This is a genomic window from Paracoccus hibiscisoli (assembly GCF_005048265.1).
Classification (GTDB): domain Bacteria; phylum Pseudomonadota; class Alphaproteobacteria; order Rhodobacterales; family Rhodobacteraceae; genus Paracoccus; species Paracoccus hibiscisoli.
In genome coordinates this window covers 26,676-42,035 of the sequence record NZ_SUNH01000013.1, presented here as the reverse complement: position 1 = coordinate 42,035, position 15,360 = coordinate 26,676, and the positions used below count along the sequence as shown (strand labels likewise).

Genomic DNA, 15,360 nt, shown 5'->3' with positions numbered 1-15,360 from the left:
TTTGGCCCCCGCAGCGATCAATTCCGGTTGAATCACGGCGCGGTTGCCCTTATTTTCCTGTCACTTCCGCCTTGGCTATAAAAGGAGCACCGCCATAGCCCGCCGCCCGCATAACGCACCGCCCCAACGTGACACCGGTCCCCGCACCAACGAACGCATCCGCGTGTCCGAAATCCGCCTGATCGGTCCCGAAGGGGAAAACATCGGCGTCGTCCCGCCTTCGGTCGGCATGCAGATGGCACAGGACGCGGGGCTGGACCTGGTCGAGATTTCGCCGAACGCGGCCCCCCCGGTCTGCAAGGTCATGGACCTTGGCAAGTACAAATACGAGATGCAGAAACGCGAGGCCGAGGCCCGCAAGAAGCAGAAGGTCATCGAGATCAAGGAGATCAAGTTCCGTCCGGGAACCGATACCCATGATTACGACGTCAAGATGCGCAGCGTGCTGAAGTTCCTGGAAGGCGGCGACAAGGTCAAGGTGACCCTGCGCTTCCGCGGCCGCGAGATGGCCCACCAGGATCTGGGCCTGGAACTGCTGCACCGCGTCCGCGACGACGTGGGCGAGGCCGGCAAGGTCGAGACCATGCCCAAGCTGGAAGGCCGTCAGATGGTCATGATGATCGCGCCCAAATAGGGCCTGCGACACAGACGACAGATCCAGGGGCCGCGCGGGCATTGCCGCGCGGCCCTTTGCGTTGCAAGGATGCGCCATGACCCATGTCCCGACCCTGCCCCCCACCCTGCGCGTCATGCGCCTGCCCGATGCCGACCCGGCCATCCCGCTGCCCGCCTATCAGACCGCGGCGGCGGCGGGGGCGGATCTCTGCGCGAACCTGGCCGCACCCGACCGCGCGCAGGGCGTGACCCTGGCGCCGCTGGCCCGGGCGCTGATCCCCACCGGCCTGGCGCTGGCCATCCCCGACGGGTGGGAGGCGCAGATCCGCCCGCGTTCGGGCCTGGCCCTGCGCCACGGTCTGACCATTCCCAACAGCCCCGGCACCATCGACAGCGATTATCGCGGGCCCCTGGGCGTGATCCTGCTGAATCTGGGCGATGCGCCCGTCACCATCCGCCACGGCGACCGCATCGCGCAGATGGTCCTGGCCCCCGCGCCCCAGGCCCGGTTCCACCTGGTCGACGCGCTGGAGGACACGGCGCGCGGGCAGGGGGGCTTTGGCTCGACCGGGGGGGCGGCATGACCGGCGTCTTCCTGATCGTCATGGTGCTGATCCTGGGCCGGGTGCTGGACCTGCCGCGGCGGATCACCCTGTCGGTGGTGGCGCTGCTGTGGCTGGGCATGCTGTCGCTGCAGCTGCTGGCGCCCGGCAGCGGGGCGGCCGCGACGGTCGGCGGCAATGCGGCGGGCTGGCTGGTCCTGGGCGCGGTGGTGGCGCTGGTCATCGGCTATCGCCGCCTGCTGCGCCGCCTGCGCGCCCGCGCGACCCCCGCGCCCGCGCCTGTGTCCCCCGATGCGGGCCTGTCCCCCGACGAGCTAGAGCGTTACGCCCGCCACCTGGTCCTGCACCAGATCGGCGGCGCGGGGCAGATGCGCCTGCGGGACGCGCGGGTGCTGATCGTGGGGGCGGGGGGCCTGGGCGCGCCGGTCTGCCTCTATCTGGCCGCTGCGGGCGTGGGCCGGATGACGCTGGCTGATGACGACACCGTCAGCCTGTCGAACCTGCAGCGCCAGGTGATCTTTCGCAACGACCTGCGCGGCGAGCCCAAGGCCTATGCCGCGGCCGAGGCGATGCTGCGCCTGAACCCGCATCTGGACGTCACCCCCCTGACGCGGCGCATCACCGAACGCGACACCGACCTGATCGCGGCGCATGACCTGGTCATCGACGGCACCGACAGCTTTGGGGCCCGCGCCGCGATCAACCGCGCCTGCGTGGCGGCGGGGGTGCCGCTGATCTGGGGCGCAATCGGGCAATGGGACGGGCAGGTCAGCCTGTTCGACCCGGCGCGGGGCGGCCCCTGCATGGCCTGCCTGTTCCCCCAGGCCCCCGAACGCGACGCCCCCTGCGCCGAGGCGGGCGTGGTCGGTGCGCTGCCCGGCATCATCGGCAGCATCATGGCGCTGGAGGCGATCAAGCATCTGACCGGCGCGGGGCAGGGCCTGCGCGGGCGGATGATGATCTTTGACGGGCTTTATGGCGAAAGCCGGATGATCACGACGGCCCAGGACCCGGCCTGCGCGGTCTGCGGGACGCAATCGGCGCTGGAACCCGCGCCCGCGCAACCCTAGGCTGCCCCTGACGACAGGAGGCACCATGAACCCGCAACTGACCCGCTGGACCGGCCCCGAGGGGCTGCCGCGTTTCGACCTGATCCGCGATACCGATTTCGCGCCCGCCTTCGACCGCGCGCTGGCCGCCGCCGAGGCCGCGCATGAGGCGATCGCCGCCAACCCCGACGCCCCCGATTTCGCCAACACGATTGCGGCGATGGAGGTCGCGGATGAGGATCTGAACCGCGTCCTGTCGGTGTTCTACACCCTGGCCGGGGTCGATTCGAACGACGCCCGCCAGGCGCTGCAGCGCGATTTCGCGCCCCGTCTGGCCGAATATGGCAGCCGGATCAGCATGGACCCGCGTCTCTATGCCCGCGTGCGTGCGGTGGCCGCGGCGGCGGATGCCCTGCCGCCCGAGGATCGGCGTATCACCGAACTGGCGCTGCGCGACCTGACGCGGGCCGGGGCCGGGCTGGATGCGGCGGGACGCGCGCGAATGGCCGAAATTCGCGCGCGGCTGGCGGTGCTGACCACCCAATTCACCCAGAACGTGCTGACGGATGAGCGCGACTATGTGCTGCCGGTGGCTGATGACGCGCTGGCGGGGCTGCCCGACTGGCTGGTCCGCGCGATGCGGGCGGCGGCGCGCGAACGCGGCCTGGCGGGGCAGGTGGTGACGCTGAACCGGTCGCTGATCGTGCCCTTCCTGGAGCATGCCCAGGACCGCGCCCTGCGCGAGACGGCGTTCCGTGCCTGGACGGCGCGCGGGTCGGGGTCGGGCGCGGGCGGTCAGGCGACAGACAACCTGCCGCTGGTCGCCGAAATCCTGGCCCTGCGCCATGAGCGCGCGCAGCTGCTGGGTTACGCCGATTTCGCCAGCTACAAGCTGGAGACGCAGATGGCCGCGACCCCCGACCGGGTGCGCGACCTGCTGTCCCAGGTCTGGACCGCCGCCCGCGCCCGCGCCCTGTCCGATCAGGAGCGGCTGACCGCGATGCTGCACGAAGACGGCGTGAACGGCCCGCTGGAGGCCTGGGACTGGCGCCTCTATGCGGAACGCCACCGCGCCCGCGCGCATGATTTCGACGCCGATGACGTGGCCCCCTATCTGACGCTGGACGCGATGCTGGGCGCGGTCTTTGACTTGGCGCACCGCCTGTTCGGGCTGGAGTTCCAGCCGCTGGAGGCGCCGCTCTGGGCGCCGGACGTGCGCGCCTGGCGGATCACCCGCGACGGCGCGCTGATGGCCATTTTCGTGGGCGACTACTTTGCGCGGCCGTCAAAACGCTCGGGGGCGTGGTGTTCGTCCCTGCAGGTGCAGCACAAGATCGGCGACGGCCAGCGCCCTATCGTGGTGAATGTCTGCAACTTTACCCCGCCGGACCAGCCGGGCGACCCGGCCTTTCTGTCCCGGGACGATGCGCGCACGCTGTTTCACGAATTCGGCCATGCGACGCATCACATCCTGTCGGACGTGACCTGGCCCTCGATCTCGGGGACCTCGGTGGCGCAGGATTTCGTGGAACTGCCCAGCCAGCTTTATGAACACTGGCTGGAACAGCCCGCCGTGCTGGATGCCCATGCGCGCCACCATGAAACGGGCGCGGTGCTGCCCGCCGATCTGCGCGACCGGATGCTGGCCGCGGGCAAGGCGGGGGCGGGATTCTCGACCGTGGAATATCTGGAGAGCGCGCTGGTCGATCTGGCCTTCCACGAGGGCGCGCCGGCCACCGACCCGATGGTGCGGCAGGCCGAGGTGCTGGACGGGCTGGAGGCGCCCGACGCCATCCCCATGCGCCATGCGACGCCGCATTTCGCGCATGTCTTTGCGGGCGACAGCTATGCGGCGGGCTATTACAGCTACATGTGGTCCGAGGTGATGGATGCCGACGCTTTCGCGGCCTTTGCCGAGACGGGCGACATCTTCGACCCCGCCACCGCGCGGCGCCTGGAGGAGACGATCCTGTCCAAGGGCGGATCCGCACCGGCGGATCAGCTGTGGATAGCGTTCCGGGGCCGCATGCCGGGCGTCGATGCCCTGCTGAAGGGGCGCGGGCTGGCCTGAGGCCCGCGCAACCCTGCGAAGGAAAGCGTCCAGGGCCCATCCCGCCCGCCGCCCTGCTGGCGGTGCTGGCCATTGCGGCCTGCAGGACAGAAACCGGCGGCGTCTCCCTGCCGCCTTCCGCGCAGGGCGGCGCGCCGCTGGTCGACGGGACCTATGATCTGCGCCTTGGGGCCTGCGGGGATCCGGCCTCGGAGACGCGGCTGGTGCTGGCGGGGCGGAGCTGGCGGTTCTACGAGGCGCGCTGCACGCGCGGCGCGGTGGGGGCGGACGGATCGCTGACGCTGAGCTGTTCCAGCGAGGGGATGACCGACAGCCGCGCCGTGACTGCCGTGATGGGGGCGGGTCGCTGCGGGTGACCGATGCGGGGGGCGCGCGGCTTTATCAGCGCTGTCCGGGCTGAGGGCGCAAGGGCCCTGGGGCGGGGTTGCCGACCGATGGTCGGCGTGCTGCCGCCCGGGCGGCAGGCGCCGCTGACGCGGCGCGGTGGCACGGGGCCGGGGCGGTGTGCCCCGGGCCCCGTGTTGTCACTCGATCTCGACCAGGAGGTCCTTGGCGTCGATCTGCTGGCCGGGGCTGACATGGAGCGCCTTGATGGTGCCGTCGCGATCGGCATGCAGGCCGGTCTCCATCTTCATCGCCTCGATGGTCAGCAGCATGTCGCCCTGCGCCACCCGCGCCCCCGCCGTCACCGCGACCGAGGCCACGACGCCCGGCATGGGCGCGCCCACATGGCCGGGATTGGCGGCATCGGCCTTGGGGCGGGCGGCCTGGGCGCCGGTCGCCTTGCGGTTCGGGATGCGGACCTGACGCGGCTGGCCGTTCAGCTCGAAGAAGACCTTCATCTCGCCCTTGTCGTCGGTCTCTCCCAGGGTCAGCAGGCGCACCTCAAGGGTCTTGCCGGGGTCGATCTCGACGCTGATCTCATCGCCCGGCTCCATGCCGTAGAAGAAGGTGCGCGTGGGCAGGGTGCGCACCGGGCCATAGGTCTCATGGCGCTGCATGTAGTCGGTGAAGACCTTGGGATACATCAGATATCCGGCCAGATCCTCGTCATCGACCGGACGCCCGTCCAGGATCTCGGACAGCTTGGCGCGCTCGGCCTCCAGGTCCACCGGGTCCAGATGGGCGCCGGGGCGATCGGTGATCGGCGCCTCTCCCTTCAGCACCTTGGCCTGGATTGCCTGCGGCCAGCCGCCGGGAGGCTGGCCCAGATTGCCGCGCATCATGTCCACGACCGAATCGGGAAAGCTGACATCCTTGGCCGGGTCCAGCACATCCTCGGGGGTCAGGTTCTGGGCCACCATCATCAGCGCCATGTCGCCCACGACCTTGGACGACGGCGTGACCTTGACGATGTCGCCGAACATCCGGTTCACATCGGCATAGGCCTGGGCGACCTCGTGCCAGCGATCCTCCAGCCCCATCGACCGCGCCTGGCCCTTGAGGTTGGTGAACTGCCCGCCCGGCATCTCGTGCAGATAGACCTCGGAGGCGGGCGATTGCAGGCCCGATTCGAAGGCCGCATAGCTTTCGCGCACGCGTTCCCAGTAGTTGCTGATGGCGCGGACGGCGCCGACGTCCAGACCGGTGTCGCGGTCCGTATGGGCCAGGGCCTCGACTACCGACCCCAAGGTCGGCTGGCTGGTATTGCCCGACAGCGCGTCCATCGCGCAATCGACCGCGTCCACGCCCGCATCCGCCGCGGCCAGGATCGTGGCGCCGCCCATGCCGCTGGTGTCATGGGTGTGGAAGTGAATCGGCAACCCGACCTCCTCCTTCAGGGCTTTGATCAGAATGCGCGCGGCGGGCGGCTTCAAGAGGCCGGCCATGTCCTTCAGGCCCAGCACATGCGCGCCCGCGGCCTTCAGCGCCTGCGCGGTTTTCACGTAATACTGCAGGTCGTATTTGGACCGGTCGGGGTCCAACATGTTGCCGGTATAGCAGACCGTGCCCTCGCAGATCTTGCCACTGTCGATCACGGCATCCATCGCGACGCGCATGTTCTCGACCCAGTTCAGGCTGTCGAAGACGCGGAACACGTCGACCCCGGTTTCCGCGGCCTGCTTCACAAAGAACTGCACCACGTTGTCGGGATAGTTGGTGTAACCGACCCCGTTCGACGCGCGCAGCAGCATCTGCGTCATCAGGTTGGGCATCTGCGCGCGGATGTCGCGCAGCCGCTGCCACGGGCATTCCTGCAGGAACCGGTACGCCACGTCAAAGGTCGCGCCGCCCCAGCATTCGACGCTGAACAGCTGCGGCAGGTTCGCGGCATAGCTGGGCGCGACGCGGATCATGTCGATCGACCGCATCCGCGTCGCCAACAGCGACTGGTGCCCGTCGCGCATGGTGGTGTCGGTGATCAACAGCTGTTTCTGCGCGGCCATCCAGTCGGCCACGGCCTGCGCGCCCTGTTCCTCCAGCATCTGGCGGGTGCCCGGTGCGGGGGCGGCCTTGGGGGCGGGCGGCAGCGGCGCGCGCGCTTGCGCGGGGGGCAGGGCGCGGCCCGCGGTCTCGGGGTGCCCGTTCACGCTGATATCGGCCAGATAGGTCAGGATGCGCGTCGCCCGGTCCTGACGCTTCTTGAAGTCGAACAGGTCGTCGGTCGTGTCGATGAACTTGGTCGTATAGGTGTCGTCCAGAAAGGTCGGATGCTTCAGCAGGTTGATGACGAAATCGATGTTGGTGCTGACGCCGCGCACCCGGAACTCGCGCAGCGCGCGGTCCATGCGGCGGATCGCCTGGTCGGGCGTCTGCGCCCAGGCCGTGACCTTGACCAGCAGCGAATCGTAATACCGCGTGATGACCCCCCCCGAATAGGCCGTGCCGCCGTCCAGGCGGATGCCCATGCCGGTCGCGGACCGATAGGCCGTGATGCGCCCGTAATCGGGAATGAAGTTGTTCTGCGGATCTTCCGTGGTGACCCGGCATTGCAGGGCGTGGCCCGAGAGCGTGATGTCGGCCTGGGTCTCGTGGCCCGTGGCACTGGCCAGCGTCTCTCCCTCCGCGATGCGGATCTGGCTTTGCACGATGTCGATGCCGGTGACCTCCTCGGTCACGGTATGCTCGACCTGGACGCGGGGGTTCACCTCGATGAAATAGAACTGCTGGTTGTCCATATCCATCAGGAACTCGACCGTGCCGGCGTTCTGGTACCCCACCGCCTGGCCGATCTTCAGCGCCAGGCCGCAGACCTCGGCGCGCTGTTCTTCGGTCAGATAGGGGGCGGGGGCGCGTTCGACGACCTTCTGGTTGCGGCGCTGCACGGTGCAGTCGCGCTCGTACAGGTGATACAGACCCCCATGCGTGTCGCCCAGCAGCTGCACCTCGACATGGCGGGCGCGCAGGATCATCTTTTCCAGATAGCCCTCGCCATTGCCGAACGCGGCCTCGGCCTCGCGGCGGCCCTCGCGGACCTTCTCGACCAGCTCGGCCTCGGAGTTGATGGGCCGCATGCCGCGCCCGCCGCCGCCCCAGCTGGCCTTCAGCATCAGCGGATAGCCGACCTCGGCCGCCTCACGCTTGATGGCGTCGAAATCCTCGCCCAGCACCTCGGTTGCAGGGATCACCGGCACGCCCGCCTCGATCGCCACGCGCCGGGCGCTGGCCTTGTCACCCAGGGCGCGCATCGTATCGGCGCGCGGCCCGATGAAGGTGATGCCCGCCTCAAAGCAGGCATCGACGAAATCGGGGTTTTCCGACAGCAGGCCATAGCCCGGATGGATCGCGTCCGCGCCCGACAGCTTGGCCACGCGGATGATCTCGGGGATGGATAGATAGGCCGCGACCGGGCCCAGCCCCTCGCCGATGCGATAGGCCTCGTCCGCCTTGAAGCGGTGCAGGCCCAGCTTGTCCTCCTCGGCATAGACGGCGACGGTCTTCTTGCCCAGCTCGTTGGCCGCCCGCATCACCCGAATGGCAATCTCACCCCGGTTCGCGATCAGGATTTTCTTGAACATGGCCGGGGCTCCCTTGATTGTGATGGCGGCATCCTACGCGTGCCGCGTTGCAGCGCAAGTGGTGGCGATAACAGCCCGCGACATCGCATCCGGGCGATGTTCCGCCTTCGTTCCCAAATGGAACTTGCTTTCCGCCCAAGCGTCCCTATCTGTTGCAGTCGGTCAGAGGGGCACACATGGAACAGAAGTTCATCGAGGTGCGCGGCGCGCGCGAACACAACCTGAAAAACGTCGACATGGACATCCCCCGCGATCAGCTGGTGGTGATCACCGGCCTGTCGGGGTCCGGCAAGTCGTCCTTGGCCTTCGACACGGTCTATGCCGAGGGCCAGCGCCGCTATGTCGAAAGCCTGTCGGCCTATGCGCGCCAGTTCCTGGACATGATGGGCAAGCCCGATGTCGATCATATCAGCGGCCTGTCCCCCGCCATCAGCATCGAGCAGAAGACGACCTCCAAGAACCCCCGTTCGACCGTCGGCACCGTCACCGAAATCTATGACTACATGCGCCTGCTGTTCGCGCGGGCGGGCACGCCCTATTCCCCCGCGACCGGCCTGCCCATCGAGGCGCAGCAGGTCCAGGACATGGTCGACCGCACCATGGCCCTGCCCGAAGGCACGCGCGCCTATCTGCTGGCCCCCATCGTCCGCGACCGCAAGGGCGAGTACAAGAAAGAGCTGATGGAGCTGCGCCGCCAGGGCTTTCAACGGGTCAAGATCAACGGCACCTTCCACGACCTGGACGACGCGCCCACCCTGGACAAGAAATTCCGCCACAACATCGACATCGTCGTCGACCGGATCGTCGTGCGCGAGGGGCTGGAGACGCGGCTGGCCGACAGCCTGCGCACCGCGCTGAACCTGGCCGACGGCATCGCTCATCTGGAGCTGGCCCAGGAGGAGGGCGCCGAGGGCGAACCCGAACGCCTGACCTTCAGTGAGAAATTCGCCTGCCCCGTCAGCGGCTTCACCATCCCCGAGATCGAGCCGCGCCTGTTCAGCTTCAACGCGCCCTTTGGTGCCTGCCCGGTCTGCGACGGGTTGGGGGTCGAGCTGTTCTTTGATGACCGCCTTGTCGTGCCCGACGCCGCCCTGTCCGTGGACAAGGGCGCCATCGTGCCTTGGGCCAAGACGAAATCGGCCTATCTGACCCAGACCATCAACGCGCTGGCCAAGCATTACGGGTTCGACAAGAAGACCCCGTGGAAGGACCTGCCCGACAACATCCAGCAGATGTTCCTGCGCGGATCGGGCAAGGAGGAGATCAAGTTCCGGTTCGACGACGCGGGTCGCGTCTATGAGATCGCCCGCGTCTTCGAGGGGGTGATTCCCAACATGGAACGCCGCCTGCGCGAGACCGATTCCAGCTGGGTCCGCGAGGAGTTCGAACGCTATCAGAACAACCGCCCCTGCGGCGCCTGCGGCGGGTACCGCCTGAAGCCCGAGGCGCTGGCCGTCAAGATCGCCGGCAACCACGTGGGCGAGGTCGTGCAGCTGTCGATCCAGGAGGCGCTGGACTGGGTCACCGACGCGCCCAACCACCTGTCGAAACAGAAGACCGAGATCGCCGCCGCCATCCTCAAGGAAATCCGCGAACGGCTGGGATTCCTGGTCAATGTGGGCCTGAACTATCTGACCCTGTCGCGCGCGGCAGGAACCCTGTCGGGCGGCGAAAGTCAGCGCATCCGTCTGGCCAGCCAGATCGGCAGCGGCCTGACCGGCGTCCTCTACGTGCTCGACGAACCCTCCATCGGGTTGCACCAGCGCGACAACGACCGCCTGTTGACCACGCTGATGAACCTGCGCGATCAGGGCAATTCGGTCCTGGTGGTGGAACACGATGAGGACGCGATCCGCCACGCCGACTATGTCTTTGACATGGGGCCGGGGGCGGGGGTCCATGGCGGCACCGTCGTCAGCAAGGGCACGCCCGCAGAGATCGCCGCAGACCCCAACAGCCTGACCGGCCAGTATCTGTCGGGCAAGCGCGCGATCGCGGTCCCCGAGACCCGCCGCAAGGGCAACGGCAAAAAGGTCACCGTGGTCAAGGCGACTGGCAACAACCTCAAGGACGTCACCGCCGAATTTCCGCTGGGCCGCTTTGTCTGCGTGTCGGGCGTGTCGGGCGGCGGCAAGTCCACCCTGACCATCGAGACGCTGTTCAAGACCGCCTCCCTGCGCCTGAACGGCGCCCGCCAGACCCCGGCCCCCTGCGAGACGATCCGGGGGCTGGAGCATCTGGACAAGGTCATCGACATCGACCAGCGCCCCATCGGCCGCACCCCGCGGTCGAACCCGGCGACCTATACCGGCGCCTTCACGCCCATCCGCGACTGGTTCGCGGGCCTGCCCGAGGCCAAGGCGCGCGGCTACAAGCCGGGCCGGTTCAGCTTCAACGTCAAGGGTGGCCGCTGCGAGGCGTGTCAGGGCGACGGTGTCATCAAGATCGAGATGCATTTCCTGCCCGACGTCTATGTCGAATGCGAGACCTGCAAGGGCAAGCGTTACAACCGCGAGACGCTGGAGGTGCAGTTCAAGGGCAAGTCCATCGCCGATGTGCTGGACATGACCGTGGAGGACGCGCAGGAGTTCTTTACCGCCGTGCCGTCGATCCGCGAAAAGATGGACGCGCTGATGCAGGTGGGTCTCGGCTATATCAAGGTCGGCCAGCAGGCCACGACCCTGTCGGGCGGAGAGGCGCAGCGGGTCAAGCTGTCCAAGGAGCTGTCGCGCCGGTCGACCGGGCGCACGCTGTACATCCTGGACGAGCCCACGACCGGCCTGCATTTCGAGGATGTCCGCAAGCTGCTGGAGGTGCTGCACGAGCTGGTCGACCAGGGCAATTCGGTCATCGTGATCGAACACAACCTGGATGTCATCAAGACCGCGGACTGGATCATCGACATCGGCCCCGAGGGTGGCGATGGCGGTGGCGTGATTGTGGCCCAGGGCACCCCCGAGGAGGTCGCGCTGGTCCCCGCCAGCCATACGGGCCGCTATCTGGGCCCCATGCTGAACCCCGCCCGCAGCCGCGCCGCGGAATAGGGCGGGGGGCTGCGAAAGAAAATCGGGGGCGTGCGTTTTTTCCTCTTGCACCCCCCGGCGGGCTTTCGTAAATACCCGCTCACCGAAGGCGAGACGGTCAAACGGATCGCCGGAAGTACTGGAGTGCGGGCGTAGCTCAGGGGTAGAGCATAACCTTGCCAAGGTTAGGGTCGGGCGTTCGAATCGCCTCGCCCGCTCCAAAAACAAAAGGCCAGACCTTCGGGTCTGGCCTTTGTCGTTTCACGCCCCATCGCGCTGCGTCAGACAAATCAAATCCTGCAGAGAATCATCCAGACCGCAGATGCCTGGACCGCGATCCACAATCTGAGGCGGTCTGCTCGCACGAGGGTTCGACAGGCACATGACAAGCGGCGGGCGGCTCATGGCCCCGCCGTCTGATCCGTTCGATCGGTCGCCGTCCGAACACCCGGCCCATCGCGCGCCCCGCGATCGTCCCGGGCCGGGATGCGCCCACCGGGCGTGTCTCAGATTCCGGTCATGGCGCAGGCGACCACCGGGGGGTCGCCTGCGCGTCCGCCCTATCCGTCGATGCGGATGCGGGCGTTCTGCGGGTCGTGCGGGCTGTCCTCGGTCACCACGGCGTCATACAGCTCGCGGAACATCCGCAGCTGCAGCCGCGTGCCGGGTGCCGCCAGGTCGGGGCGGACATAGCCCATGCCGATCTGCTTGCCGAAGGCCGCCGAATACCCGCCCGAGGTCAGGCGCCCGACCTTTTTCCCGTCCAGGAACAGCGCCTCGCGGCCCCAGGGATCGGCATCCGCCGGCCCGTCGATCAACAGCGTGACGCAGGCCGACCGGATGCCCTTGGCCTCCATCGCCGCCTTGCCGCGGAAGTCCTTGGACAGATCGACAAAGCGGTCCAGCCCCGCCTCCAGCGGCGTCGCGTCGCGGCCCAGTTCGGTGCCGAAGGCGCGATAGGACTTCTCCTGGCGCAGCCAGTTCTGGGCCCGCGCGCCGACCAGCCGCATCCCCGACGGCTCTCCGGCGGCGATCAGCTTGTCGAACAGGTGGTTCTGCATCTCGATCGGGTGGTGCAGCTCCCATCCCAGCTCGCCGGTATAGGCGACGCGGATGGCCATGACCGGCACCATGCCCAATTCGATGTTGCGCATCGACAGCCACGGGAAGCGCTTGTTCGACAGCGCGGTCGCAGGCTCCGCATCGCGGATCATCCGCGCCAGGATCGCCCGGCTCTCGGGACCTGCCAGCGCAAAGACACCCCATTGCGTGGTCACGTCCTGCACATGGACGTATTCGCCGCCCGCGCCCATGAAATCCTGCGCCGATTTCAGCAGGTTGTCGCGGTCGTAATCGGTCCAGGCCCCGGCGCTGACCAGGTAATAGTCCTGCTCGCCCCGCCGCACGATGGTGTATTCCGTCCGCACGGTGCCGGCATCGGTCAGCGCATAGGTCAGGTTGATCCGCCCCACCTTGGGCAGCTTGTTGGTCGTCAGCCAGTCCAGAAACGCCGTCGCCCCCGGGCCGGTGACGGTGTGCTTGGCGAATGCCGTCGCATCGACCAGACCCGCGGTCTGACGCACGGCCTCGGCCTCGGCACGCGCGTATTCCCACCAGCCGCCGCGCCGGAAGCTGCGGCTGTCATGGTCGTCAAAGCCCGCAGGCGCGTAGTAGTTGGGACGCTCCCACCCGTTCACGCAGCCGAACTGCGCGCCCCGCGCCGACTGCCGGTCATAGGCCGGCGATGTGCGCAGGGGTCGGCAGGCGGGCCGTTCCTCGTCGGGGTGGTGCAGGATGAAGACGTGGTCATAGGCCTCCTCGTTCTTGCGGGCGGCGTATTCCGTGGTCATCCAACTGCCGAAGCGTCGCGGGTCCAGCGACGCCATGTCGATCTCGGCCTCGCCCTCGGTCATCATCTGCGCCAGGTAATGGCCCACGCCCCCTGCGGCGGTGATGCCAAAGCTGAAGCCCTCGGCCAGCCACATGTTGCGCAGGCCCGGCGCGGGGCCGACCAGCGGGTTGCCGTCGGGAGTATAGCAGATCGGGCCGTTGAAATCGTCCTTCAGACCCACCGTCTCCGAGGTCGGAATGCGGTGGATCATCGCCATGTATTCCTCCTCGATCCGCTCCAGATCCAGGGGGAACAGGTCGGCGCGGAAGCTGTCCGGCACGCCGTATTCGAACCGCGCCGGGGCGCCCTTCTCATAGGGCCCCAGAATCCAGCCGCCGCGCTCCTCGCGGACATACCACTTGGCGTCCGCATCGCGCAGCACCGGGTGCTCGGGGTTGCCCTCGGCGCGCCAGCGCATCAGCGCGGGGTCCGGCTCGGTCACGATGAACTGGTGTTCGACCGGGATGGCGGGGATCTTGATGCCCAGCAAACGCGCCGTGCGCTGCGCATGGTTGCCGGTCGCGGTCACGACATGTTCGGCATGAATGTCGTAGGTTTCGCCCGACGGGATCAGGTTGCCGCCCCGGTCGACCATCCTTTCCACCGTCACGACCCATTCGGACCCGGTCCAGCGATAGGCGTTCACCTGAATCCTGCGCTCGATCTTGCAGCCCGCCATGCGCGCGCCCTTGGCCATGGCCTGGGTCACGTCGGCGGGGTTGATGTAGCCGTCGGTCGGGTGGAACAGCGCGCCCTTCAGATCCTCGGTGCGCACCAGCGGCCAGCGCTCCTTGATCTGGGCGGGCGTCAGGAACTGATGCTCGATCCCGATCGTCTCGGCGGTGGCGGAATACAGCATGTATTCGTCCATCCGCGCATCCGTCTGCGCCATGCGCAGGTTGCCGCAGCGGGTAAAACCCGCGTTCAGCCCCGTCTCGGCCTCCAGCCCCGCATACAGTTTCACCGAGTAATCGTGGATGTGGCTGGTCGCATAGCCCATGTTGAACAAAGGCAGCAGCCCCGCCGCATGCCAGGTTGAGCCTGCGGTCAGCTCGTCGCGCTCGACCAGCAGCGTGTCCCAGCCCGCGCGCGCCAGATGCAGCGCGATGCCGCAGCCGACCGCGCCCCCGCCCACGACCAGAACCTTCACATGCGACGTCATCGCGCTCTCCTGTTGAACCGTTTCGCCAAGTCATGCCCCATCGCGGAAACGCCGCGTCAAAGGCGCCCGACCTCTATGGGCGAAAAACGACATGGCCTTGCCCAGACCCGCCCCCGCGACTAGGGTGCCCCCCGCACCAGAGGGGGGGCCTGAATGGATATCTGCCGCAGCACCGACGCCATGCGCGCCTGGCGCAGGGATGCGGGCCGCGTGGCGCTGGTCCCCACCATGGGCGCCCTGCATCAGGGCCACCTGACGCTGGTCGCGCGGGCGCGCGACTGGCTGGACGGGCAGGGGGGGGGCCGGGTCGTGACCTCGATCTTCGTGAACCCCGCGCAATTCGGCCCGACCGAGGATCTGGACAAATACCCCCGGCAGGAGGCGCAGGACCTGGACCTGCTGCGCGATGCGGGCTGCGATGCGGTCTTCCTGCCGCAGGTGTCGGACATCTGGCGCCCCGGCGCGCAGACCCATGTGCAGGTCAGCCAGCTGGGCGGCATCCTGATGGGCCGCCTGCGCCCCGGCCATTTCCGCGGCGTGGCGACGGTGGTGACCAAGCTGTTCAACATCGTCCAGCCCCAGGCCGCGGCCTTTGGCGAAAAGGACTATCAGCAGCTGACCCTGATCAGGCGCATGGTGGCCGATCTGGACATTCCCGTGACCATTCTGCCCGTGCCCACGGTGCGCGAACCCGACGGTCTGGCCATGTCCTCGCGCAACCAGCGCCTGACGCCAGACGACCGCGCGGCGGCCACGGTGCTGGCCCGCGCGCTGGATCACGCGGCGGCGTCGGTGAACATGGGCACGCCGGTCAGCCTGCTGCGCCGCCAGATCCGCGCGATCATCTCGTCCGAGCCGCGCGCCGACATCCGCTCCATCGACATCCGCAACGCGGATGACCTGTCGCGCATCGCCGTCGTCGGCGGTCCGGTGGCGATCCTGCTGGCTGTCCGCTTTGGCGACGTACTGCTGATCGACCAGCGCACCGCCCATCCCTGACCCGCGCGGCCCCGCGCATTCCCCTGAA

Annotated in this window: 9 protein-coding genes and 1 tRNA gene; 8 read left to right on the top strand and 2 right to left on the bottom strand. The window is 68.1% G+C overall.

Features of this window, described 5'->3' with window-relative positions; genetic code table 11:
- Positions 1-43: 43 nt before the first annotated feature.
- From infC to FA740_RS10165, 5 genes are all read left to right on the top strand, one after another.
- On the top strand, positions 44-634 hold the full coding sequence (infC, locus tag FA740_RS10185) for a translation initiation factor IF-3 (RefSeq protein ID WP_462686782.1): 591 nt from the start codon (positions 44-46) through the stop codon (positions 632-634).
- Positions 635-728: 94 nt separating this feature from the next.
- Positions 729-1,199 carry a dUTP diphosphatase gene (dut, locus tag FA740_RS10180; protein ID WP_211243688.1) on the top strand — a complete coding sequence of 157 codons (471 nt, stop codon included), beginning with the start codon at positions 729-731 and terminating at the stop codon, positions 1,197-1,199.
- Positions 1,196-2,248, top strand: coding sequence for a HesA/MoeB/ThiF family protein (locus FA740_RS10175; RefSeq protein ID WP_136856668.1), 1,053 nt, complete (start codon positions 1,196-1,198; stop codon positions 2,246-2,248). The genes dut and FA740_RS10175 overlap by 4 nt, the downstream gene beginning before the upstream one ends.
- A 25-nt stretch (positions 2,249-2,273) precedes the next feature.
- Positions 2,274-4,298 carry a M3 family metallopeptidase gene (locus FA740_RS10170; RefSeq protein WP_136856667.1) on the top strand — a complete coding sequence of 675 codons (2,025 nt, stop codon included), beginning with the start codon at positions 2,274-2,276 and terminating at the stop codon, positions 4,296-4,298.
- A 62-nt stretch (positions 4,299-4,360) separates the two neighbouring features.
- The gene (locus tag FA740_RS10165) at positions 4,361-4,654 is read left to right on the top strand and encodes a hypothetical protein (RefSeq protein WP_136856666.1); all 294 of its coding nucleotides are present in this window, start codon (positions 4,361-4,363) and stop codon (positions 4,652-4,654) included.
- A gap of 168 nt (positions 4,655-4,822) precedes the next feature.
- On the opposite strand, the gene FA740_RS10160 is transcribed toward FA740_RS10165, so the two are convergent.
- Positions 4,823-8,257, bottom strand: coding sequence for a pyruvate carboxylase (locus FA740_RS10160; protein ID WP_136856665.1), 3,435 nt, complete (start codon positions 8,255-8,257; stop codon positions 4,823-4,825).
- A gap of 176 nt (positions 8,258-8,433) precedes the next feature.
- Between FA740_RS10160 and uvrA the strand changes: the two genes are divergently transcribed.
- A complete protein-coding gene (gene uvrA / locus FA740_RS10155; RefSeq protein WP_136856664.1) occupies positions 8,434-11,301 on the top strand; it encodes an excinuclease ABC subunit UvrA in 2,868 nt (955 codons plus the stop codon).
- 125 nt (positions 11,302-11,426) lie between these two features.
- Positions 11,427-11,501: transfer RNA gene (locus FA740_RS10150), tRNA-Gly, on the top strand.
- 339 nt (positions 11,502-11,840) lie between these two features.
- Here the strand turns inward: FA740_RS10150 and FA740_RS10145 are convergent.
- Positions 11,841-14,333, bottom strand: coding sequence for a GcvT family protein (locus FA740_RS10145; protein WP_136856663.1), 2,493 nt, complete (start codon positions 14,331-14,333; stop codon positions 11,841-11,843).
- Positions 14,334-14,486: 153 nt separating this feature from the next.
- Here FA740_RS10145 and panC point away from each other — a divergent pair, with 153 nt between their 5' ends.
- A complete protein-coding gene (panC, locus tag FA740_RS10140) occupies positions 14,487-15,332 on the top strand; it encodes a pantoate--beta-alanine ligase (protein ID WP_136856662.1) in 846 nt (281 codons plus the stop codon).
- Positions 15,333-15,360 lie beyond the last annotated feature (28 nt).